At 63.1% G+C, this 21,246-nt stretch carries 18 protein-coding genes and 3 pseudogenes; 12 read left to right on the forward strand and 9 right to left on the reverse strand.

What is annotated here, in order from left to right:
* Positions 1 to 554: 554 nt before the first annotated feature.
* Genes mobF through MCBMB27_RS28210 form a run of 3 tightly spaced genes read right to left on the reverse strand, consistent with a single transcriptional unit; the run spans position 555 to position 5,449 of the window.
* Entirely contained in the window at positions 555 to 4,706 is a 4,152-nt protein-coding gene (mobF, locus tag MCBMB27_RS28200; protein WP_075382203.1) for a MobF family relaxase, read from the reverse strand.
* A gap of 18 nt (positions 4,707 to 4,724) precedes the next feature.
* Positions 4,725 to 5,066, reverse strand: coding sequence for a hypothetical protein (locus tag MCBMB27_RS28205; protein ID WP_139231696.1), 342 nt, complete (start codon positions 5,064 to 5,066; stop codon positions 4,725 to 4,727).
* Positions 5,067 to 5,119: 53 nt separating this feature from the next.
* A complete protein-coding gene (locus tag MCBMB27_RS28210) occupies positions 5,120 to 5,449 on the reverse strand; it encodes a hypothetical protein (protein WP_139231697.1) in 330 nt (109 codons plus the stop codon).
* A gap of 552 nt (positions 5,450 to 6,001) precedes the next feature.
* Between MCBMB27_RS28210 and MCBMB27_RS28215 the strand changes: the two genes are divergently transcribed.
* The 9 genes and pseudogenes from MCBMB27_RS28215 to istA form a co-directional block, all read left to right on the forward strand.
* Positions 6,002 to 6,268 (forward strand): hypothetical protein, encoded by a 267-nt coding sequence (locus tag MCBMB27_RS28215; RefSeq protein ID WP_075382206.1) that lies wholly within the window; start codon positions 6,002 to 6,004, stop codon positions 6,266 to 6,268.
* 27 nt (positions 6,269 to 6,295) lie between these two features.
* Positions 6,296 to 7,183 carry a nucleotide-binding protein gene (locus tag MCBMB27_RS28220; RefSeq protein ID WP_139231698.1) on the forward strand — a complete coding sequence of 296 codons (888 nt, stop codon included), beginning with the start codon at positions 6,296 to 6,298 and terminating at the stop codon, positions 7,181 to 7,183.
* A gap of 67 nt (positions 7,184 to 7,250) precedes the next feature.
* The gene (locus MCBMB27_RS28225) at positions 7,251 to 8,108 is read left to right on the forward strand and encodes a hypothetical protein (protein WP_075382208.1); all 858 of its coding nucleotides are present in this window, start codon (positions 7,251 to 7,253) and stop codon (positions 8,106 to 8,108) included.
* Positions 8,109 to 8,258: 150 nt separating this feature from the next.
* Complete coding sequence (locus tag MCBMB27_RS29985) at positions 8,259 to 8,681, forward strand: hypothetical protein (protein WP_139231699.1); 423 nt, start codon at positions 8,259 to 8,261, stop codon at positions 8,679 to 8,681.
* 87 nt (positions 8,682 to 8,768) lie between these two features.
* Positions 8,769 to 9,029 (forward strand): hypothetical protein, encoded by a 261-nt coding sequence (locus MCBMB27_RS28230; protein WP_075382209.1) that lies wholly within the window; start codon positions 8,769 to 8,771, stop codon positions 9,027 to 9,029.
* Between the two features lie 117 nt (positions 9,030 to 9,146).
* The gene (locus MCBMB27_RS28235) at positions 9,147 to 9,662 is read left to right on the forward strand and encodes a hypothetical protein (RefSeq protein ID WP_075382210.1); all 516 of its coding nucleotides are present in this window, start codon (positions 9,147 to 9,149) and stop codon (positions 9,660 to 9,662) included.
* Positions 9,663 to 9,852: 190 nt separating this feature from the next.
* Positions 9,853 to 9,993, forward strand: coding sequence for a hypothetical protein (locus tag MCBMB27_RS29990; protein ID WP_159020418.1), 141 nt, complete (start codon positions 9,853 to 9,855; stop codon positions 9,991 to 9,993).
* A gap of 398 nt (positions 9,994 to 10,391) precedes the next feature.
* Positions 10,392 to 10,604, forward strand: coding sequence for a hypothetical protein (locus tag MCBMB27_RS28245; protein ID WP_075382212.1), 213 nt, complete (start codon positions 10,392 to 10,394; stop codon positions 10,602 to 10,604).
* Positions 10,605 to 10,805: 201 nt separating this feature from the next.
* Positions 10,806 to 12,102, forward strand: a pseudogene (istA, locus tag MCBMB27_RS28250) (IS21 family transposase); the annotation flags it as partial.
* 146 nt (positions 12,103 to 12,248) lie between these two features.
* On the opposite strand, the gene repC reads toward istA, so the two are convergent.
* The 3 genes from repC to repA all read right to left on the reverse strand — a co-directional run bounded on the left by repC (position 12,249) and on the right by repA (position 15,843).
* A complete protein-coding gene (repC, locus tag MCBMB27_RS28255) occupies positions 12,249 to 13,454 on the reverse strand; it encodes a plasmid replication protein RepC (protein WP_075382213.1) in 1,206 nt (401 codons plus the stop codon).
* A gap of 176 nt (positions 13,455 to 13,630) precedes the next feature.
* A complete protein-coding gene (gene repB / locus MCBMB27_RS28260) occupies positions 13,631 to 14,638 on the reverse strand; it encodes a plasmid partitioning protein RepB (protein WP_075382228.1) in 1,008 nt (335 codons plus the stop codon).
* Complete coding sequence (gene repA / locus MCBMB27_RS28265; protein WP_075382214.1) at positions 14,635 to 15,843, reverse strand: plasmid partitioning protein RepA; 1,209 nt, start codon at positions 15,841 to 15,843, stop codon at positions 14,635 to 14,637. Before repA ends, repB begins: the two co-directional genes overlap by 4 nt.
* A gap of 371 nt (positions 15,844 to 16,214) precedes the next feature.
* Between repA and MCBMB27_RS28270 the strand changes: the two genes are divergently transcribed.
* Together MCBMB27_RS28270 and MCBMB27_RS28280 are read left to right on the forward strand one after the other, a co-directional pair.
* The gene (locus MCBMB27_RS28270) at positions 16,215 to 16,466 is read left to right on the forward strand and encodes a thermonuclease family protein (RefSeq protein ID WP_075382215.1); all 252 of its coding nucleotides are present in this window, start codon (positions 16,215 to 16,217) and stop codon (positions 16,464 to 16,466) included.
* Positions 16,467 to 17,241: 775 nt separating this feature from the next.
* A pseudogene (locus MCBMB27_RS28280) lies at positions 17,242 to 17,732 on the forward strand (IS5 family transposase); the annotation flags it as partial.
* A gap of 101 nt (positions 17,733 to 17,833) precedes the next feature.
* Here MCBMB27_RS28280 and MCBMB27_RS28285 read toward each other — a convergent pair.
* Positions 17,834 to 18,988, reverse strand: a pseudogene (locus MCBMB27_RS28285) (IS110 family RNA-guided transposase).
* Between the two features lie 165 nt (positions 18,989 to 19,153).
* The gene (locus MCBMB27_RS28290) at positions 19,154 to 19,441 is read right to left on the reverse strand and encodes a hypothetical protein (protein ID WP_075382217.1); all 288 of its coding nucleotides are present in this window, start codon (positions 19,439 to 19,441) and stop codon (positions 19,154 to 19,156) included.
* A 62-nt stretch (positions 19,442 to 19,503) separates the two neighbouring features.
* On the opposite strand from MCBMB27_RS28290, the gene MCBMB27_RS28295 reads away from it, so the two are divergent.
* Positions 19,504 to 20,781 (forward strand): IS110 family RNA-guided transposase, encoded by a 1,278-nt coding sequence (locus tag MCBMB27_RS28295; RefSeq protein WP_083683977.1) that lies wholly within the window; start codon positions 19,504 to 19,506, stop codon positions 20,779 to 20,781.
* On the opposite strand, the gene MCBMB27_RS30745 is transcribed toward MCBMB27_RS28295, so the two are convergent.
* Positions 20,759 to 21,139, reverse strand: a complete 381-nt coding sequence (locus MCBMB27_RS30745) for a hypothetical protein (RefSeq protein ID WP_236953031.1) — start codon at positions 21,137 to 21,139, stop codon at positions 20,759 to 20,761. The genes MCBMB27_RS28295 and MCBMB27_RS30745 overlap by 23 nt on opposite strands.
* Positions 21,140 to 21,246: the final 107 nt, after the last annotated feature.

The raw sequence follows: 21,246 nt of genomic DNA on the forward strand, positions 1-21,246 counted from the left end.
CTAGGCGCCAAATCTTAAATGTATGGAATCGTCAGAATGAGGTTAAGATGCAGAAACGATGTTTAACGGCCGCTTACATCCAACTCTCTTACGCTTTATCGCTCGATCCTTTGTTAGCTCGACGACGATAGTACTCGGTCGTCTCTGCCTCGAAGCTGTTACGAGCACCTTCCACTAGTTCCCGTATGACATCCGACATGGAAAAACGGCGCCCGGATTTCGCGGTACGCGCTGCCGCGACGTCCACCAACAGCTCCCGCTGCTCTTCGAGAAGAACGACGCTGGACGTGATCATTTTGCGGGACGTACCAGTTGGCTCGGAACTCACTCACATCCCCCACTATACTGAGTCACTGACTCAATGAAACAGCGTGTCGGTGACATGATTACAGCTGCGTCTACATCACTCCGACAGTTGAAGACGTATCACGGTTCAGCATGGCATTGCCAAATTCGTACTGTCACAAGGGGACAGTGAGGCAACGAGCGCTGCCGCGCCCCAGAGGATCGTCCCCTCTCCTCCCTTCTCGCTGGATAGGAGCCCACATAGGCGGTCAGAGCTTTGGAACGTGCCGCTCGGTCTGCTGCGGCTTTGCCCTTTTGTCGTCTGAGGATGAAGGGGGAGCAGATGGGGCTTCCGCGAGCCGTGCCTTGTTGCGAGAAACCTCGTCGGTGCGGCTGAGGTCCCGGATCTGGTTGTTCCAGTCTTTGTAGCGATCCTCTGGAGCCCGGACGGCAACCTTGGCGTCTGGAGCTCCGAGGTGGATCGCAGCCTTGATGGCACCGGTCCATGCCTCGCCACCCTTGTCCGCGTCCCGCGCAATCTCGAACTTGGCACTCTTGAACTCGCTCGCCTTGCGGGCAAGGAGATCGAGGGCCTGGGCGGATGGATTCCCGCAGGTCGAAACGACGAGCACGTTGCCCTTGATGCCCGCGTGCTGGACGTAGCTCATGCCGTCGATCGAGTTCTCGGCGATGACCACGTGCGCCGGCGCCCTGGTGTCACCGTGCAGGGCGAGGGTCTTGGATCCGTTTGCGCTGAACTGCGAGAATGACCGCTTGCCCTCGGACTGGATGCCCCAGCCCTTCCGCTCATAGCCGCAGATCCGTCCTTCCTCGTCGACGTGCGCGAACGCGACGCCTCCGCGGTTCGAGCTTTTCGTCCAGGACTCGGGCTCGGTCCGGATTGTCGCTCGAAACTGCGCCAGGAGCTCCGGCCTTAAACCCCGTTCCTCGACGAGGTACCGGCTGTTGTGACCAGGCTCCATTTTCGACCACGTCCGACGGATCCGCGTCGGATCGACGATCGCCGGCGTCGACTCCTGTTCGACCCGTTCGCGGAACGCAGGTTGGGCAGACGAAGTTTTAGGACCCGTACCGAGCTTGTCGCGCAAATAGTGCAGGTTCTCACCCGGCTTCTTGAGACCGAGCTCGGAGTTGGTGAAGGTCAGGATGTTGCCCGACCAACCCTGCTGATCTTTGCGGAACCAGTTGAAGAACATGTCATGATTTGAGCCCGGCGCAATGACCAGCTTGTCGCCGTTCGGTGCCACCAGCCTCCAGCCGAGCTGCGATCGACCATCGATTTTGACTGGGTCCCGCCCGATCTGACCCCGATGGCTGTAGCTGCTGTCGATGCGGTACCCGTGTGCCTGCGCGAACTCTGCGAGGTCGGTTTTCAGGAATTTCGCCTTCTCGTCGTCGCTGATGCGCAGGCTCTGCCTGGGAGGCACGACACCGGACCGGGCAAGCTCCCGGCCTCGCTCGAACGCCGCCTGGAGCCGCGGAGGGACACTCTTGGGCGCCTCGGGCGCCGACCTACCAGCCGTTGGAGGCGCTTGGCGGATCATAGGGACCCGTGCAGCTGGCGGCACGGCAGGGGCGGCCCTATCCGATACCGGGATCTGGGACTGGCGTTCCAGGCGGATCTCAGGACCACTGGGCGTCGACCGGTCGAGGATCGCGTGCCGCCCCGCTCGCAGGTGCTCGAGCATAACCCGGGCAGCAGCAGGCGCCTTTAGATCGAGCTTGGCAAAATCCGTGACGTTTCGCTTGGTCTCCGGGCTGGACCAGGTCGCGACCGCGTAGCGCTTGATATCGTTCTGGGTAGCGGCGAGCCGATCGACGTCTCCGGCGTCCGGTATCGATGCGCCGGTCCTCGACGCGGCGACTGTGACCCCCTTACGGGATGAGAGCGTGTCCTCGATCCTAGCTGTCTCAACGTAGAGCCGGGCGTCCTGACGGTGACGCGTCATAGCCACGTACAGCGATTCACGGCCCATGCCGCCCGACTCTGCGACGAACGTCCGATCGACGGTTGCGCCCTGGCTTGCATGGATCGAGGTAGCGAGAGCGTACTGGATGCGAGGCACGGGAGCCTCACCCTCAGGCCGCCAACCTGCAAACTCCGTGGCTCGGGCGAATACCTCCGCGCCTTTGTCGAGCCGAACTGTCAGCACAGGGTCCCGACCATCGCGGACCGCCACGACGGTGGCGAGATCGGCATTGTTGATGCGGTGCCCTCGGACGTTGACCCCCTCTCCAAAAAACACCCGATCGCCAACTCGTAGCTCGAGATCGACGGCTGCCCCTCCGTTGCCGCGCGCGACCGCCTTGATGGTGACAGCCTCATCCCCGAGCTTGCCCAGCGCAGCATACTCAGCACGCAGCAGCTCGTTCAGGCGGTTCACGTCGGCGTTCCGGCGCGCCAGGACGATCCGGCTCTCGTCTGGTCTCTGGCGGACGTCCTCGACCCAATCACGAGCCAGTGCGGCAAACGTCGCATCTCGACCGGCGATCCAATGGACCTTGCCGGCCTTGTCGTACAGATCGACGGCCGCTTCGATCTTCCCGGTGGCAAGATCGGTGGAGGCCTGCCGCATCCAGCCTTCTCGCTGCCGACGGATCTCGGTGATTTCGGAGGATCCGAGATGCTGCCGCAGGAGCTCCATTGGGGCTCCGGCCGCGACAGGCTTCAGCTGGCGAGTATCGCCGGCGATCACCAGCTTCGCACCGGCTTCCTCGGCGATGCGGGCGATCTCGGCCATCTCGCGCAGACCGACCATCCCGCCCTCGTCGAGGATGATGACGCTGTTCCGGCCTATATGGCGATCGCCTGATCGAGCCTCGTGGAGGAACTTTGCCACGGCACGAGCCATCTCCTCGGTCGTGTCGGTGTCGCTACGGACAACCTCGGTCGCCTTCCAGCTTGGCGCGATCGTGTGGACCTCCAGTCCTGCCTCGCGTGCCGCTTCGGCGATCGCCCCGCTGGAAAACGATTTTCCCGAGCCCGCGTGGCCCTCGACGACCGCAACACCGTCGGTGTTCAGGGCGTGCCGGACAGCGTCCATCTGCTCGGCCGACATCGTAGGCCGCGCGGCAAGCGCGGCTTCGACCCGTTCCGACTGAACGAATTCCCGCTCTCCCTTGCGGGCAACGGCAGCAGCGATCATCCCCGTTTCGAGGTCGATCATGCTCTGGGTGGTGTAGACCGGGCGGTCCTTATGCCGCCCGAGTTCGACTAGGAGACCGGACGACGAGAGACGCTCGATCGCCCGGGTAGCGCTCGGTGCATCAACCTCACACTGCAGCGCCTCGAGAGCCGTCTGGAGCAGGTGCCGCTCCTCAATGACGGTAGAGGTCGCCAACAGCGTCTCGAAGGCCGTCAAGAGGATCCGATCCTGCCGCTGCTCGAGCGTTTCGTGGGGCAAGACGGACGGGCGGGAGGGATGGAACAGGCGGGCGCCTTCCTCGGCCTGATCCCAGATCGCGGCGTAGTCGAGCCCCTCGTCGACGATCTGCCTGTGCCAATCGCGCTCCAAATCCTCGAGCGGAGCTAGGTCGTCCTTGGTCCCGCGGGACGCCAAGTTCGCATACTGTGCCGCCTCTCGGGAGGTGGCGGTATCATAGCCTCGGGCCTCCGCAATCTCTTCGATCTGCATGCGACGTTTGGAGAACATGGACACCAGATTGTCGCCGATGCCTGCAATTTCGAAATTGCGCTCCTTCCGGATAGGCTGCCAACCGAATTCTTCTCGCAGCCCCGATGCCAAGGCTGTCCGATAATATGCTCCGATGGCCCCCTGGTAGTTCAGTAGATCGATATTATCGATTGTTCCAGTAGAGCCATCGGCCCTGACGCATATATTCACGATGACAGCATGACTATGCAGCTGTGGATCGCCAGCCCGTGACGTCGTGTGCAGGTACGTTGCAGCAGCAACCTCCCGGACCGCTTCATGAGTCTCGCCGCCACTGCCTCGTCTGGTGATCACGAGGCCCTGGTCCTGCGCCCAATCCAGCGCTGCACGAACGGCATCGGCATGAATCTGCTCGATCCGCCCCCTCGCGCGCTCGTCAGCGACCGCCCAAAGAACGCTCACGGTCTTGGGTGCGGCCATCTGGCAATCATATCCGACCGTACGCCGAGCCTTGGTCTGCTGTATTAAAGCGGCACCTGTCTCAGGATCGATGCCTTGCGCTAGATCTCGCAAGCTGCCGACATCGATTTCTCCTCTATCTACCACACCATTGATCTGTCCAGACCACCCAGCGGACGCCCACCATTGGCCGGTTCTCTCGCTGGCCCCATTGTCGTGATAGTATTGGAGGTCGCCGGGATTGGGTTCGCGCACGGCATCACGCTCGGCTTCCGCCGCACGTTTTTCGTAATATTCGATGCTCGTGACGCGGTAGCACGTAAACACGGCCAGCCCTCAGTGATCCTAAACCCGCAGGGCCGCCAGATACGCCGCGCCAATCTCGTCGGCAGCGTTGCGGATAGCAACCTCGTCTTTCGCATCAAGCGTTGGGAGATCGAGGTAGCTCTCAAGGGCGAAGCGCGACGGGAGGATGTCGGTGTCTGACGGGATCAAACCGGTTTCGATGCCGGCCGCGACAACGATAGCGACGGCAGCATCGTGACGAGCCCGAAGGCGCGCCCGCAGGACGTCATCGCCAGCGGACCAGACTTCCTGCAGATGTGGAGGTGCGGTGAACCTCGCATCCAGATCGCCTGGGCAGCGTTCGCCGGTGGCCATGTATGCGGTTGGTGTTGCCTCGAACATCGTTTGCGCGCTCCTTAGGTCGTGATTTGTGTCTCGCTTGGTCGAGAGCTGTCTCAGGCCTGCTCCACGAGTGCTGCCCGGGTGTCGTATGCCACCTCGTGCCTGCCATCCTCGTATGTGCCGGCGTTGCCGATGATCGGGTTGCCTTCTGCTCCGGGCATAAGGGCCCACTGCGCGCCGACGAATTCCGCGATTGCGGCTACGCTGTCGGACAACTCGCGGTAGTCCTGATGGGAGGGTACGGGGTTGATGAGGACCCGGATCCCCTCCTCTAGGATCCGGCCTAGGTCGACTTTGCGCGCTCGTGCGATCGCCTCGGCGGCCGCGAGGAGGTCGTCGTCGATCGTCACCCTGATCCGCGCCACCAACTTCCTCCTGGCCACCCTAAGCACGTGCTCCGAAAGCGCTTTCGCGGCCCGTGGCCGCAAACACCCCACCGGAGGTGCGTAGTGTGTGCTGACAACGAACCCTCGCAAACCAAGCTTGGGCGGAGATCATGCAAGCCGCAAGGGGACGTTGTCGGAAGTGCGAACGAAATTCTAAGACGAGGCGTCGACCTCGCCCACATCGAAGCCGACAACCGTATGCACAGAGCTGACCACAATCAGGGTCGCAAAAATTTCAGCAGCGGATCGGCAGGGGTAACGTCACAGGAAAGCGCAAGGAAAACAACGACAGAGCATATCAAATTCGTTGACGGGTGCTAAACCACTCGACAACGACCCCGCATACGAAGACGAGGCTGCCATTGCGTCTTGCATGGCCCGCATCCAACCTGGACCTCAGACGGCGGGTAGGTGCGTGGACAAGCCCAAATCGCCGCGACGAACAGGAAGGCGGCAATGGCAACTCAGACGCCCAGCATAGAAACGCTGAAGCGCGGCCTAAACGATTTCGCAAGCGCTGCGACGGACCGGCCGCCGACGATCAGACAAATGGTGCACGACCTCCACGAGGAGATCGAAGCGGCACTGCGGGCGCGACGCACGTTCGCGCAGATCGCCGAGCACCTGACGAGCCAGGGCGTCAAAGTCTCTCAATCGAGTTTGCAGCTCTACCATCGCGAGCGGCGACGCGAGCTCGCCGGCGACCCGCCTCCAGAGCGGGCCCGTACATCGAAATCCTCCGCCTCAAGCCCGGCGCCGTCGGCGGCCTCCGCTCCCAACGCAACCTCAACCGCGCGCTTCAAGCGCCCTCTCTGAACCCCTCGCTACAAGGAAACCCGCGCTATGGCTCGCAAACCCGCATCCTCCCGTGCTCCGCAGAAACTGCTCCTCATGGTCGTCGGCCAGAAGGGCGGCGTCGGGAAAACCTCTTTCGCCCGTTCACTCCTATCGCATCTCCGCTACGACCTAGGCCTCGCCGTAGCCGCCTACGATGGCGACGGATCGGTGGGCGGATTGGTCAAAGTTTTCGGGGCAAAGGCCGAGGATGGCACGATCGCTGACATCCAGGATCCGGCAACCGCCTGCAAATACTACGATATTCGTTCGGAAAAAGAGCGCGACATCCTGCTAGATAGCCTCGATCAGGGAGCCGACATCGTCCTCCATGATCTTGCTGGCGGCTCGCTCGGATCGCTGACCGAGATCGTCGACAATGGCCAGCAGTCGCTCGGTCGCCTCTGCCGAGCAGCTGACGAGATGGGCTATCGGCCTGTTTTCGTGCACGTAATTTCAAACATCGAAGAGGCGTTGTACTCCGTCGGTGACTATCTCGACGCAACCGCAGCCAACAGACAGCCAGGTCCGTCCTCCGAGATGTTGGCAGATCACGTCATCGTCCAAAATCTGTTCTTCGGAGATCCGGAGGATTTCATCTGGCTCCATGGCCACGAGTTCACGGCAAAGGACGGCACAAGGAGCGAGCGCGGCGGTAGGATCAAGTCGGCGATCCTGGAACCCCTCGGCTACCCGATCGTGTCGTTTCCACGTGTCCCCGGGGGCGCGTTCGCCCTCGCCGAGTTCGAACGGGTGCCGCTGGCACAGCTCAACGAGGTGACGCGCCTCCGGATCGCGGAACGGATGCGCCTGAAAGCGTACCTCGAGCAGTTCGCCGACGAGGTCTCTCCACTCCGCGATTTCCTGAAGCTCGCGCCGGTAGCGAAGGCCGCCTGAGCCGAGGGCGTAATGATGGGCCTGTGGCCAAGGCCACAGGCCCATCTACAGAACGAAGGGCGGGGGAATGAGCGCCGAGCTGCGTAGCCTGGATAATGGGATCGCAATTAAGGAGCGGTGGTTCGCCGTCGGGCGGACCCTCTACGGCCTCCCTGACGACGAGATCGAGCGCGCCTACGAAGTCGCGAAGGCGAGTGGGATCGTCCTCGACGACGCGCTCGGCATCACGCTGTTCGTGGGCGCCCGGATCGGACGGACCGTCGACGATCTGGTCCGACTGTCGACCACCCTCCCCCCGATGCTCGATAAAGCCGGCCGGAACGCCGCCGGCGCCATACGATCCGCGGCAAAGGTCGCAACCGGCAAGGTCGTCGAGGCTGCCGTTGCGCAGGTCGAGGCCCGACATGCGGAAATGTCTGAAGCAGTCGGCGCCCAGATCGCGTCCGTAGCACGTGACATGATGCGTGAGCAGCTCGCCGCCGGCCAGGTGCGCCGAGCAGGCCTCCTTGCTAGCGCTGTCTGCATCGCGGTCCTACTCGGTCTAGGTGTCGGCTACCATCTCGGCTCCGGCTATCAAGCGACCGTGACGAACCAGATTGCAGCCTACGCCGCTAGGCCAGACGCTGCAGCCTGGATACGCCTGATGGCAGCGAACCCTGACCTGGATCAGAGGCTCGCCGCATACTGCAATCCTCGCTCGTCCAATTTCCAACGGCTCGCAAGTGGGGTCCCCACGTGCAACCTACCGATCTATCTGGAAGGCCCTCCCCTACCGACAGCCAACGTCGAGGGCACTGGTTGGATGACCCGTTTGGAGGTGACGTTCGAGAGACTACCGTGGTTGACCACGATGTTCCTCGGCGCACTGCTCCTGGCAGGCATTCAGTGGCTGAACAAAAAAGCTAACGGCAAGGCTCGCGCTTAGGCGGCTCGGCCGAGCCGTCGATTGGAGGCCATCACGTACGGGTCACCGGCAGGGCTTTACTTTGTTCGATAATTATTACCCTCGACGATCGAGCCGACATGCTGATGCCATACTCAGCAGCAAGAATACGGTAGAAGGAGAAATCTCAAAATGCCCGACGCCAGATGGTCGGACGTCGACTACGACATAAAATCTGCATTTCGGCATCTGGAAGCAGCGGCCCGGCTCTGGGCCACTGATGGCTTTATGCCATCGCCTGGGCTCCGAAGCGGAAACGACGCAGATCTAGATGCATACCGGGCGCAGATGGCACTGCGTCATACGCTGCAGTCGGCAATGACCTCTCTCGAGAACGGCCTACGACGCGTTCAAGAGATTACGGGGATGGATGCGTTCGCAGGTTCGCCTGAGATGCAACGCGACCTGCATGAAATGCAGCGTACCGTCCATCGCATCCGTCGCATAGACGTCACTTTAGCTCCTGAAGAGATCCGCACGACTGTCGAAGCAGCAGAGCGCATTCGAACCGGCACCCTAATCAAAATTACCAAGATCAGAGAAAGACTTGATTGACGGATGCAGCAGATTGCTGTATGCAATGACCCATCGGCACCAAGCCGAGGCCTTCCGGGGCGATCCGGACCGAGAATGGAGCCAACGATGACCGTCAACGCCCACGCCGGCATCGCCTACCCGACCGCCGACGCCGCCTTCCTGGCCATGATCGCGGACTGGACCTGCGCCGGAGGCTACAACAGCTCCGCCGAAATGGCGGCCTGGTTCGCCGCCCGGACCAACGCCTCCCTGGCCGACGAGTTCATCACCGATCGCGCCCCCGACGCCGAGCCGCTCGATCGTGACGACATAATCGCTGCCTTCGCCAAGCTGCGTGCCATGAGCGACCCATCCGACGCGTTGTAACGTGCACGTCGGGGCTCGCATCGAGCCCCAGCGCCTCGCCGAAACCATGGAACGCTGGTGACCCCGACGGGGCCGGTTCGCCGGCCCCGCACTCGTTCCACCCGCCTGGAGAGACCCATGACCTGGATCGTGCGCCTGCGGGCCCACGACAACGGCCGCATCGTCGAGAGCGCTACGTTTCAGGCGCCGGACGCCGCCATGGCTGCCTACCGCACCCTTCTGGGCCGCAAGGAACTCGTCGGCGAGCCCTTGGCAGCCGTGTTCAAGCCACCGCAAGGGGTCGACCCAGCCGGCAACGTGGCGACCCTGTTCTCCAGGTTCGACATGCCCGTCGGCTACGGCCGCATAGCGGCCGACGACCCGCGCCTAGACCCATTCCTGACGAAGGACGCTGGCAACGAAATTGCCCTGTCCGCCTGCCCGGATCGGCCTATCGTCGACTGGGAGACGGACCCACGTCCGTTCGGCGAGTGCCTCAAGGCCTGGCACGCCGGCATCCCGGGCGGCCGGGCCGCCGCCGCGCGCGAACTGCGCGTCCCGGCGACCACATATAAAGGCTGGTGCGATGGCCGTGGATCTCCTACAGAGGGCGCCATCAGAAGACTCATGACATACATCGACAAAGACAGCTGACGTTTCAGCTATAGAACCGACTGGTCACGAAGAACGATTTGCAGATTGACTGCAAATTCCTGTCTATTGGCAAAACAGCTAGAATGCCGGGAGGAAAGAGCGGCGATAGCTAAAAATCTATCATTCAAATCAATTCGACTTTCAGAAGACCACTGTATCACTGACTCAGTATCTTTCGAGTAAGTGATCTATGACCTTTCGCGACGCCTATTTTGAATGCGCCGGACCGATGGGTTTCTGGGTAACGACCTTCGTAGCCTTAGTGACGGGCGACCTCCTGTTCGCGGCCGCACTCAGCATCGGCATATCCCTGCTCCTGAGCGGGATCTGAAACATGGTCCGGCTCCACCCGCCCGTACCGCGTTTCGACCTCCCGGACCTCGAGTTCGAACTGGTCGTCGCCTTGGAGGACTATCTCGACGATAGCTACCTCGTCCTGCAGCCCTCTCACGCACCGTTGCGTGAACTGACAGGCGGCCGGCGCCCTGTTGTGGACATCCACCCGACCGAGGGCGTCGCGGCGATCCTGCCGGTAGCCCAAATGAACCGCTCACCCGTGCTACGAGCGATCGGCAGCCGCCAGGTCGACAGCGATCCGTACGCCGCCCACGCGCGGCTTGCCGCTATCCATGCGGAAAGATGGCTGGGGCTGCCAGGGCGCAAGATCCTGGGGCTGGTCTACGATCCTGACGGCTCGGCCGAGGTGCACTCGGCTTGCGGGCGTGGCCGATGGACGCCGGGAGCCGCCTCGAGACCGAGCGCAAGGCGTCCGATCTCGCGCAGCGCGCGGCCGCCAGCGAGGTGCTTGTCACGTACCGCATGCTCCCGACATCCAACGGACCGACATCCCGGCCGCTGACGGGTAGCCACACGATCCTGACAGCTGTCAGGATCCGGCTGTCGCCTTCGAACTCCCTGATCGACCTGCAACCCGGCCGCTGACGGGTAGCCTGCAGCGCGGCAATCAGGATGAGACCAGCGCGTCAATCAAGGTGAGAGGAACCGCCGATCTGATGATGGATGGAGGGCGGAGCCCGACCGGAGGCATCAGATCGCCGTTGGCGAGCCCCCCGAGGGCCATGCCGTCTGGTGAGAGCGGCCAGCTGGCGACGAGCAAGGACCCTCACGACGAGGAGCCTGCCCGTGCCCGGCCGCCACGTGACCGATCACCAGATGAGGCTCTTCATGCAGTTCCGTCAGAGCAACAGCGTCGCCGCGGCCGCCGCCAAGGCTACCTTCAGTCCCGCCACCGGCCATCGCATCAGCGCCGATCCGCGCCTGCCCTCGGCCAAGAAGGCCCAAGCGGCCGACGACGGCCCGATCCTCTCGCCGAGGTGTTTGAGGCCGAGATCGTGCCACTGCTCGAGGCCGCGCCCGGCCTGAGGCCGGTGGCGGTCTTCGAGGAGATCCTGCGCCGTCATCCCAATCTAGGCGAAGGGGTCCGCCGCACCTTGGAGCGGCGCATCCGGGCCTGGCGCGCCGTGCACGGAGCCGACCAGGACATCATCTTCCGTCAGATCTACGAGCCTGGCCGGATGAGCTGTCGGACTTTACCGACATGGCCGATCTCGGCGTCACCATCGCTGGCCTGCGCCTCGACCATCGGCTCTACCACTTCCGGCTCGCCTACTCCGGCTTCGAGCACGCCCACGTCGTGCTCGGCGGCGAGAGCTCCGTAGCGCTGGCCGAAGGACTGCAGAATGCCCTCTGGTCCTTGGGAGGCGTGCCGCGCGAGCACCGCACCGACAGCCTCTCGGCCGCCTTCCGCAACCTCGACAAGGCCGCCCAGGAGGATCTCACCCGCCGCTACGAAGCCCTGTGCGCCCACTACGGCATGACGCCGACCCGCAACAACACCGGCCTCGCCCACGAGAACGGCTCGGTCGAGGGTCCACACGGGCACCTCAAGCGCGCCAGCACGGACTTCCCCGACCTGACCGCCTACCGCACCTTCGTCGACGAGCTCGTCGGGCGCCGCAACGCCCGCCAAGCGAAGCGCATCGACAGCGAGCGGGCCGCCCTGGGACGATTGCCCGAGCGGCGCTCGTGCGACTACGAGCAGGTCAGCGTGCGCGTCTCCTCGGCCGGCGGGTTCCGCCTGCGCAAGGTGTTCTACACCGTGCCCTCGCGCCTGATCGGCCACAGCCTGCGCGTGCGCCTCTACGATGACCGCCTCGACGTCTTCGTCGGCGGTTCTCACCTCCTCACTTTACCGCGGGGGCGGGCTCATCCGGACGGACGGCACGATCAGGTCGTCGACTACCACCACGTCATCCACGCCCTCCGGCGCAAGCCGATGGCGCTGCTCAACCTCGTCTACCGCGACCGGCTCTTCCCGCGCCCACCCTATCGGCACGCCTTCGAGGCCCTGCGTGCCGCGCTTCCCGAGCGACAGGCCTGCCGCATCGCCGTCGACCTCCTCGCGCTCGCCCATGACCGCGGGCAGCGTGGTCGCGTAACGCTGTCTGCCCCGATGCTGGCCGACGAGATCGCGTCAGCCCGGGAGCGACCGGACACGGAAATGCAGCCCGCCGATCGCTACGTCAACGAGATCATCGGTCTGCGCGCGCCGGCCGAGTCTGCCACCTACGAGCCGTCACACGACGAGCCCCCTCCCCTCGAACCCGATAACGGAGAGCCGGATTTCGGGCCGGGTGACGACTGACGCAGCAACGCCAGCATCATCGGCCAGGGCGAGAACTGCCCTGCCCTGCTCTTCTCCGTCAGGCCGCGCAGGTAGCCGCCTGGGCTTTTGATTGCCTCGGCCCGCTGCAGGATTCCAGCGATGACGGCCGCCGCATTCTCCGGCCCCATGGTGTCCTTGGCATCCTCCCATGCCGACGCGCTGACGCCGAGCATGCCCCGGACCAGCCCGGCGGTCGAGATCAGGTCGCGCCAAGTCGCGACGCTGCCGCGATCGTACAGGACGATGTCAGGACAGGCTGATTTAACCAAAGCCAGTGGCAGATCGCGAACTGTCCTACCCGGACCCTGATCCTCGGGAGCGGGTTCAACAACAATAATACCTTCTGGTTTTGAATTCTCGATATGCACGCCGGATTGGCTGGCATTGCCGTCCAGATTCTGTGTTTTGAGCAATCCTTCCAGGGCTCTCCCCAGCTCACTTGCGAGGCTGTGGAGATCAGCCAGCAGCGGGGCCAAGCTCGCCGCGGTGACTCTCCGGGGAAGCCGGAAGCAGAGGGGCGCGAAGGCTTCGCGGTACGATTGCCATACCGCGCCCGCCGCTGCGCCAGCCTCGATCATCTTCGCGATGTCGCGACGGTATATCGTTACCCGTCCCCGAGCGAGCGCGGATGCGCGCCGTTCGGCCGCCGCCTCGGCCGCCAGATGATCGAACTCCTCGGCGCGCGCCAGCACGGGCGACAGGTCTAAGCCGTAAGCCTGCTCGACCCCCTCCCCTCCCCTCAGGGCGTATCGCTTGCCGTTCGGGCTGTCCCGGCGGACGACGAGACCGGCCTGTACCAGCGCGCCGAGATGGCGGCGCAAGGTGGTCTCCGCCATTCCGTGCGCGCGCAGCGATAGCGCCTTGTTCGATGGGAACACGACGAGATTGCCCGCTACCATCGCCGTCTCAGGCAGGCACGTCAGCAGCGCGTTGAGCACGACCAGTGTCCGGTCCGATATGCCCAGCGCCTCCTTGGCCTCCGCAATCGCGCGGAAGGTCTTCCACTTATGCGCAACCTTGCCCTCGGTCGCTCGTGCGCCGACCTGCGCTGCCACCATACCAGGCGACAGCGTTCGCCGCCCAAAGGGCGTCGTTATGTGATCCATCGTCCATGCCTCGTTTGGGCATAGAAATCCGGTCGCCGAAACGGCGTCCTGCCTTGACAGAAGTGTGCGGAAGTGGGATCTCAGCAGTCGCCAAACGAACTGAGAAAGGGCTTCCGGGCGGAAACGCTTCGGGGGCCTTTTTTCTGTGCCGGTTGCTCCGGGTTAAAGAGTAGGTATCAAGACCGGGTGGCCTCGAACTCCTGGTAGAGATCGCGGAGGCGATTGAGGACGAAGTCAGCGAACTCAGGCGACTTCTTCCGGTCGATCGACAGCGCGACCTTGTTCCCGCCAAGGGTGACCTTGGCGAGCGGTTTGCCCTTCGACATCCAGACCTCGGTGCTTGCCCTGTCGGGCGCGGCCTTGGTCGCGGTCAGGACGGCCTTGAACCGACTGTCACTGTCCATGCTGGCGAAGTCGGCATTTCGGATGGCACGGTTGATTGCGACGGTGTGATCGTCAACGAGACCGGCCAATTCTATCCACCCGCGCCGGCCTGTGCCGGGTGCCGGGCCTATCGCCTCGATGACCCCTTCCGGGATCTTCGCGACGGAAAGCATGTTCGAGAGGTCGCTCTTGTAGACCGAGAGCGCAGACATGATCGTCGCCCGGCTGAACCCGCGCTGCTCAAGGCGGGACGCAAACACGCATTTCTCGATGTACGAAAGGTCCTCGCGCTCGTGGTTCTCCTGGCCCTGCGCGATGACCAGTTCCTCATCCGACATCTCTCGAACGACGGCACGGACCTCGCGGCCGATATCCTTAATGGCTCGCAGACGGCGATGGCCGAACGCGACCTGATACCGGCCAGCTACCTCGGGATGTGGCCGAACCATGATCGGGTTGAGCTGGCCGTTTGCCTCGATCTTCTCACGCAGGCTTTTCAGAGCTTCCGGCGCGATCTCCATGCGGTCCGCCACAAAAGACGGGTCGATCAGATCGGGATCAAGTTCGACAATCGTCTGCCCTGCCGTCAGCCTGCGCTCGATCTCTTCGGCGCGTTTCGCACGCTCGGACATCTCGCTCAACGATTTGCCGACGGCTCCGACCGGCTGCGCATCTGGGATCAGGCCAGCGGACCCCATGAGTGGACGGGTGCGGCTCGGCGGCTGGGCCGAGACCGCGGGCTTCGGTGCATCGGATGCTGCCGCAGGCGGCAACGATGTGAACAGAGCTTTCCGGCTCAAGCCGCCCTCCCCCATGCCTTCCTGATCTGGGCTTCGATCTCAGCGTTCACGTTGTTCACAGACTCCAAGGCGCGGTCATACGTCGAGCGGGTGAACTGCCCGCGCTCGACCTCGAAGATGGTTTGGTTGGTCAGCCCCGCATCCGAGATCGCGGTGCTCTTCAGCATTGGATGGATCAGGACATGCTCGCCGAAAATGGATCGCAGGAAGGCGACCATCTGGTTCTGCGGGCCGTCGCCCGGCTCGAACCGGGTCACGAGATAGCGCATCCAGTCGTAGTTGGTGGACGCGCCGTGCCGGGAAACCTCGTCGAGGAGATCGCCGGTCATCTGGAGGAACTGGGACATCGACATGACGTCGAGCATCTGCGGGTGGACGGTGATCAGAACCGCCGTCGCAGCCGTCAGTGCGGATAGGGTGAGATAACCGAGCTGCGGCGGGCAATCGATGACGACGACATCGTACAGGTTCTGGACCTGTCCGAGGGCCTGTCCGATCCGGGCGAAGAACAGCGTATCGCCCGCCTGCCGGTTCTGGAGCGCGCGCGGCGTGTCATGCTCGAACTCCATCAGTTCCAGATTTCCGGGGATCAGATGGAGGTCCGGAATGTACGTCCCGCGCACGATTTCCGCGATCGGCTTTCGGTTCTCGTCGTCGTACCGGATCGCCCCGTATAGAGTTTCGCCCGGGCCGACATGAGTCTCAGGCTGGTGGCCGAACAAGGCTGAAAGGCTGGCCTGCGGATCGAGATCGATGGCGAGGACCCGGTAGCCATGCAGGGCCAGATATTGGGCGAGATGCGCCGAGGTGGTCGTCTTCCCAGACCCGCCCTTAAAATTCATGACCGTAATTACCTGCATGTGCTCCGAACCGGAGCGATGCGGCAGGTAGCGGCGCGCGCTGCGCGGACCGTGATCGAGCGTGCGGCGGAGATCCGCGATGTCCTGGACTGAATAGCTCCGGCGGCCGTTTTTGATCGTCGCGGCCTGTGCGTCGGTGGCCACCTGCCGGAGGTAGGACTCGTGGATGCCGAGCAGCTTCGCCGTTTCCGCCGGGCTGAAAGCGCGAATGGTTTTTTCAGCTTCCGGTGGGAAGGTGTTACGGTGGTGGGCAAGAAGCTGCGCGGAAAGACTGGCTCCGTGCTGCTGCACAAGCGTCTTCAGTTCCGGCAGAGAATCGGTGTTTTTCGCCGTATCGCCTGCCACCGCCAGCCTCGGTTTTCGGCGCAGAATCGAGTGATTTGCGCTTCTTACCCTGTAGATGCGATTCTCGGCCAGCTGGCAAGGCCTTGCGCGGAGAGGGCAGGGGACGACGGACGGGCGATCTGGTGTTAGCCGCGGCTAACTGGAGCGACCAGAGTTAGCCGCGGCTAACTGCGGCTTCAAAATACGCAACCAAATTTCGTGTTGCGCTTCGTATGCTGACAGCATGAAAAGCTCCTTGCTGCCTTCATTCATCTTGCGCCGCTCCCTTATGTCGCGTTCCAGGCTTTCGTCCTTAGCTCCACAATGGCGACACCTCCACACTTGCGGCGGTCCGGGCCAATATCGAAGTCAGGGTAGCGGAAGCTGGCGCAATGGAGATCGACCAGCCCTACGGCACACCAGAGCGAGACGTAATGTGCGTGATGGTGTGCGGCAAGCTCGTCGACATCGACCTGCACGGCCGTCGCTATGATGGTCTGGTCGGCTTGATCAGGGCCGGCGGCACGGACATGAGCGAAGCGATGGTCGCGGCAAGTGCAGCATGGGAATATGCGCGCTATGATAGCGATCAGACAATGCCCGGCTTCAGAGCCGCCGCCTGCCAGCAGGGAAGGGGGCTATAGGCGGATAGGCAGGCCAACCCGCCATGGCAATGGAGACGCCACCAGGCAGTCGTTTGGGATTACCTTTACCGAGACCGATCGGGCGAATGATGATGCGATCCACTGGCTGGAGCTGCTCGGCTGCAACTGGCAGGATAACCGGTCATCGTTGGACCGGCACTAATGGCAGCTTTGCCTTAAGCGCGCTCTTCCTGACGCGCCTTGTGGAAAACCGCAATGGCACTGCACGGTTAACCAAGAAGGGTAGGGGCCTGGCGGGGAGCGCAGTGCGTATCATCTAGGATGAAGCAGGCTGCTTGGTGGTGACGGCGCGCTTAGGCTAGCCATGCACCAGCAATAGATAGTGGTTGGTGCCCTCGTATCCGGTAGGTTGCAGACCACCGTCGTTTCACCAATCCGGCAATCGTTTCTGGCGAGAATGTGGCTATGAACCCATAGGGTTGGGCACTTCCGGGTGATCAGCACCTCAAGATCGGTCGCGCAATAGCTGTTTACCTCGCTTGTGACGTAGGCCGGCGCGATCGACCACCAAGACGGAGCGAAATGCGTCATGACGATTCCGCCGTGCTGAATCGCCTCCTCTGCGAACGCGACATGCTCGCGATGATGCACTTTTACCTTCTCTAAGATGATGCCGTCGATTTGGCGGAAGTCGTTCTTTCCGGACTGGCACGCTTACTCGACCAGTGTGTTGCCGCGCTTGAAGTCAACCAAGGGGGCGGTCGCGGCTAACTCGTCATGGCGCAGCGTAGCGCCGAATTGCTAGGTCGGTAGCACCAACATGCGTCCGCACCAGAAGGCGGCAGGCGCCGCCAAAAGGGGGGATCTGCAGCCGAGCGAGACGATCGTGAAGCTCTTAGCCGATCGCGTGGCGGCTATGGGACCAAGGCTTGCGTGATCGCTGACGGCGCAGGCCACGCGATCGCCTTTCGTATCGCGCCAGGGCAGGCCCATGAACTGCCGCACGCACTGCCCTTACTTGATCATCTAGCGGGCGTTCCGGGATGGATCGTGGCCGATCGGGGCCACTCCAGCCACCGCTTCCGGCAGCACGTCCGAAACGCCGGGGCAAAACCTGCCATCCCGTCCAAGCGCAACGAGGCTCCCGCGCGCTGCCCGGACTGGATCTACACCAACCGCAACATCGTCGAGCGGCTCTGGGCACGGCTAAAGGAATGGCGAGCCGTTGCCACGCGCTACGAAAAGACCGCCGCCAGCTTCAGCGGCGTCCTCTGCCTCGCCGCAGCCCTCGATCACCTCAGGTGACGACAGACCCTAAAGATCGCCGGATGAGGCCAAAGGGGCAATCGGTCCGTTCAGCTGGACCGCCAGGGCTGATTGGGTCCTGGGGATTGAGGAGAGGGGTTTTATGCCTTGGTCATGACGGCCCCCTCGATCATGACGCCGCTGACAGCGCATTTCGACAAGGCGACGAGTCGCTTCCGAGCCAAGGCGACAATGGCAACCTTTTTGACCCGGCCGCCGCTCCGGCTTACTCGCTCGTTGAACCAGCGCGACAAGGCTGAGCCTGGCCGGTGGCGGAGGCAAAGCCACGAGAGCTGGATCATCGTGTACGCAATCTCGGATTTCCCGCTTTCGAAACACCTTGTTCGCGATCGATCGAGCCGCGGCGCCATGGCGATGGGGCCAGCCCGGCATAAGCGGCGACCTGCCGCCTGTTCTCGAAGTGCCGGAACAGCCCCTCGCTTGCGAGCGTGCTCGCAGATTCCCTTCCGATGCCCTTGAGAGGGCTGAGCATGGTGCGAGGGACAGTCTCCCCGTCATTCTCGATAAGGGTATCGCGTTCCGCTTCGACGAGTTTGATGTGTTCGAGCAGTAGTTCGAGCCGATCGAGTTCCCAGATCAGCTGCGCTCTGAGGCGGGCGGGAAGCGGCCGGGCATCTCCGGTCCGCAATCCATCGAGACACTTGCGCCGATCACGGCGCATCGGTTCATATCCTCGGATGCCAACGCTGAAGAGAAGCCCCTTTTATGCGATTGACGTGCATGACGCGCTCTTCGATCAGCGACTTCCGCTCACGCCCTATTCTACGGCAATCTTCATCCTCAAACGTTGGCACACGAACCAGCGAACAAACCCTGGGTTCACCACGCATCCACGCCATCAAAGTGCGAACCAGTGCCCCTCCATCGATCTTATCGGTTTTGGCTCGGCGATGCCGGCGCGATACCTCAATTGAGGCGGCATCTACTACGTGGCCCGTGATCCAATCCTGTGTATCGAGGGCTTGGTGGATCCAAAAACCGTCTAGTCCAGCTTCTTGGATCACGATGATTGGGTAGAGCTTTCCATCGCGCGCGCGTGTCTTCTCACGCAGGACTTGCAAGCAGCTCAGCAGCGCTGAGAGCTCCCCGCCGTGAACCGTGTGGCGAGAGATCTTTTCGCTACCCGGCGAAAGTGACGTCACCAGTCAAGTTGGTTTCGATAGTTCCAGCGAAACGAATATCGCGCTAAGGTCAACGCGGATGGCAACATGCGCTCGATGTGAGGTTGCTGACATAGCAATTCCATCCAGAGTGGTTGTTAGCGAACCGACGTTGCTCTCATGCAGGCCGCTGTCCACTCATCATGGGATCTAAAGACCGGACAGGATCTCCTGGGTTGATCGGGCGATGAACTCGCGTGGCGCGCGGTAGCCCAACGCGCGATGAGGGTGAAGATAGTTTTAGTGCGCCAGCCAAACGGGAAGCTGGCGCAGCACGCTCTCGGCATCCGGCAGGACCGAAACACACACATAGTCGCGTTTCAAGGTTCGCACGAACGCCTCGGCCATGCCGTTGCTCAGTAGACTCTCCAGCGGCGTCGTCTTTGGTATCAGACCGGGCTCGTGGGCAAAGCGGCGCGTGTCGCGGGCCACGTAGTAGTTACCGTAGCACATCGGGAAGATGGCTCGACGGTTCTGGGGCGGCGCGCGAAGCCATGCTGAGCGCAGCGCGCCGCCCTGGGCGGTCATGGCCGATCGGCAGGTCTCTAGAGTGACGGTGTTCGAAGCCTCATTCCGGAGACGGATCGACCATGACCAGACAACAGCTTACGCCGCCGGCCGGCGTTCTCGTAGCCATCGACGTCGCCAAGGCCCGCAACGAGGTCCTCATCGAGGTGCCCGGCTCCGGCCGACGACGCCGGTTGAGCGTCCTCAACACCCGCGCCGAGCACGACCGTCTGATCGCGCTGCTGTCGGACCTCGGTCAGCCGGTGACCTGCGGCTTCGAGGCCACCGGCAACTATCACCGCCCGATCGCCTGGCGCCTGCTCCAGGCCGGCTTTGCCGTGCGCCTGATCTCCTCCGTGGGGCTCGCCCGCACCCGAGAGGCCCTGCACAACGGCTGGGACAAGAACGACCCGAAGGACGCCCAGGTCATGCTGCACATGATCCGCATCGGCGCATCGCAGGTCTACCACGACCCGCTCGCCGCCGGCATCAACGACGTGCAGGAACTGTCCAAGACGCACGACGCCGTCTCAAAGGCCAAGACCGAGGTGCTGCATCGGATCCTGACCCACTACCTGCCGCTATACTTCCCGGAGGTCGACCGCTTCCGCCATAACAGCCGCTCGGACTGGTTCTTCGCGTTCCTCGATCGCTTCCCCACGCCCGCCTGCATCACCACGCTGAGCAAGGAGGCCTTCATCGCTGCCGCCTGGGATGTCGTCGGGCGCAAGGTCGCCAAGGCGCAACTGCTCGGCGACATCTACGAGACGGCCCGCAGCTCGATCGGCCTGCCGGTGCCGCCTGACGCTCCGGCGGTGAGCATGTTCCGGCTCGTCATCGGCGAGGCGCGCGGGCTGATCCAGCAGCGCGATGCCATCGAGGCCACGGCCGACGCCCTCCTGACCGACAGCTCCGACTACAAGCTGCTGCGCCGCATCCCCGGCATCGGCCCGATCAACGCCCTGACCATCCTGGCTGAGGCGGGTGACCTGCGCCGCTTCGGCCATCACCGGCAGTTCCTGAAGTTCTGCGGGCTCGATCTGGCCACCCAGCAATCCGGCACCTTCCGCGGCCAGACCAAGCTGTCGAAGTACGGCAACGCCCGGCTCCGGCGTACGCTCTGGCTGGCCGGACAGGTCGCTATCCGGCAGCGGGAGAACGGCTTCCGCGACAAGTTCGAGCGCTACATCGCCCGCGACCGGCACAATGCCGACCTGCGGCGTAAGGCGCTGACCGCGATCACCGCCAAGATGGCGCGCGTGGTGCACGCCGTCATCAAGACCGGTGCCGACTACCGGCCCTTCGTCGAGGGGCCGGTGCCAGGTGGGAGAACCCCTCTCAGCAGAGCCGTGAGGGCGTGAGAACCACGACCCTGTAGATAATGCTCGGGTCTCCTGCCTGGATCGACATCTCGTGTTGAGGACGGTGAGGACCACGGTGCCGCGTGCATCGGCTGGATCCTGTGTTCGCTATGGCCGAGAGTTCATCCGGATCGGCAGGAGCCGCCTGGATCGACGTTGACGACAAACACACCGCGGGCGCATGTTCGCGGACGGAGACCTGTTGCCTAGCCAGCCGTCCTTCCTCGCTACGTAGGACGTTATCAGTCAGCCACTCGATCAGGCTCGGCAATTGATTGACTGGCCCGAAGCGGTGTTCGACGGCGGCCACCATCAGGTCGCGGACGTCCTCGCCCGTGATGCCCGCCATGGTCGCCACGCAGCTCATCGCCTCCCGGTCGCAGCAGTGGAGCGGGCAAGCGACCCACACACGCTCACCGTTCTCCGCCGCGATCTCCAGCCTGTCCGAGCAGAGGGCATCCCACC

Origin of the sequence: Methylobacterium phyllosphaerae, from assembly GCF_001936175.1 — a bacterium.
GTDB classification, from domain to species: Bacteria; Pseudomonadota; Alphaproteobacteria; order Rhizobiales; family Beijerinckiaceae; genus Methylobacterium; species Methylobacterium fujisawaense.

Coding starts and splice junctions, on each gene's coding strand:
- MCBMB27_RS29990 (WP_159020418.1), top strand. CDS start 9,853: ATGACCTTTCGCGACGCCTATTTTGAATGCGCCGGACCGATGGGTTTC.
- MCBMB27_RS28245 (WP_075382212.1), top strand. CDS start 10,392: ATGGACGCCGGGAGCCGCCTCGAGACCGAGCGCAAGGCGTCCGATCTC.
- MCBMB27_RS28215 (WP_075382206.1), top strand. CDS start 6,002: ATGGTGCACGACCTCCACGAGGAGATCGAAGCGGCACTGCGGGCGCGA.
- MCBMB27_RS28205 (WP_139231696.1), bottom strand. CDS start 5,066: ATGTTCGAGGCAACACCAACCGCATACATGGCCACCGGCGAACGCTGC.
- MCBMB27_RS29985 (WP_139231699.1), top strand. CDS start 8,259: ATGCCCGACGCCAGATGGTCGGACGTCGACTACGACATAAAATCTGCA.
- MCBMB27_RS28220 (WP_139231698.1), top strand. CDS start 6,296: ATGGCTCGCAAACCCGCATCCTCCCGTGCTCCGCAGAAACTGCTCCTC.
- MCBMB27_RS28290 (WP_075382217.1), bottom strand. CDS start 19,441: ATGACCGCCCAGGGCGGCGCGCTGCGCTCAGCATGGCTTCGCGCGCCG.
- MCBMB27_RS28270 (WP_075382215.1), top strand. CDS start 16,215: ATGGAGATCGACCAGCCCTACGGCACACCAGAGCGAGACGTAATGTGC.
- MCBMB27_RS28235 (WP_075382210.1), top strand. CDS start 9,147: ATGACCTGGATCGTGCGCCTGCGGGCCCACGACAACGGCCGCATCGTC.
- MCBMB27_RS28225 (WP_075382208.1), top strand. CDS start 7,251: ATGAGCGCCGAGCTGCGTAGCCTGGATAATGGGATCGCAATTAAGGAG.
- repC (WP_075382213.1), bottom strand. CDS start 13,454: ATGGATCACATAACGACGCCCTTTGGGCGGCGAACGCTGTCGCCTGGT.
- MCBMB27_RS28295 (WP_083683977.1), top strand. CDS start 19,504: ATGACCAGACAACAGCTTACGCCGCCGGCCGGCGTTCTCGTAGCCATC.
- MCBMB27_RS28230 (WP_075382209.1), top strand. CDS start 8,769: ATGACCGTCAACGCCCACGCCGGCATCGCCTACCCGACCGCCGACGCC.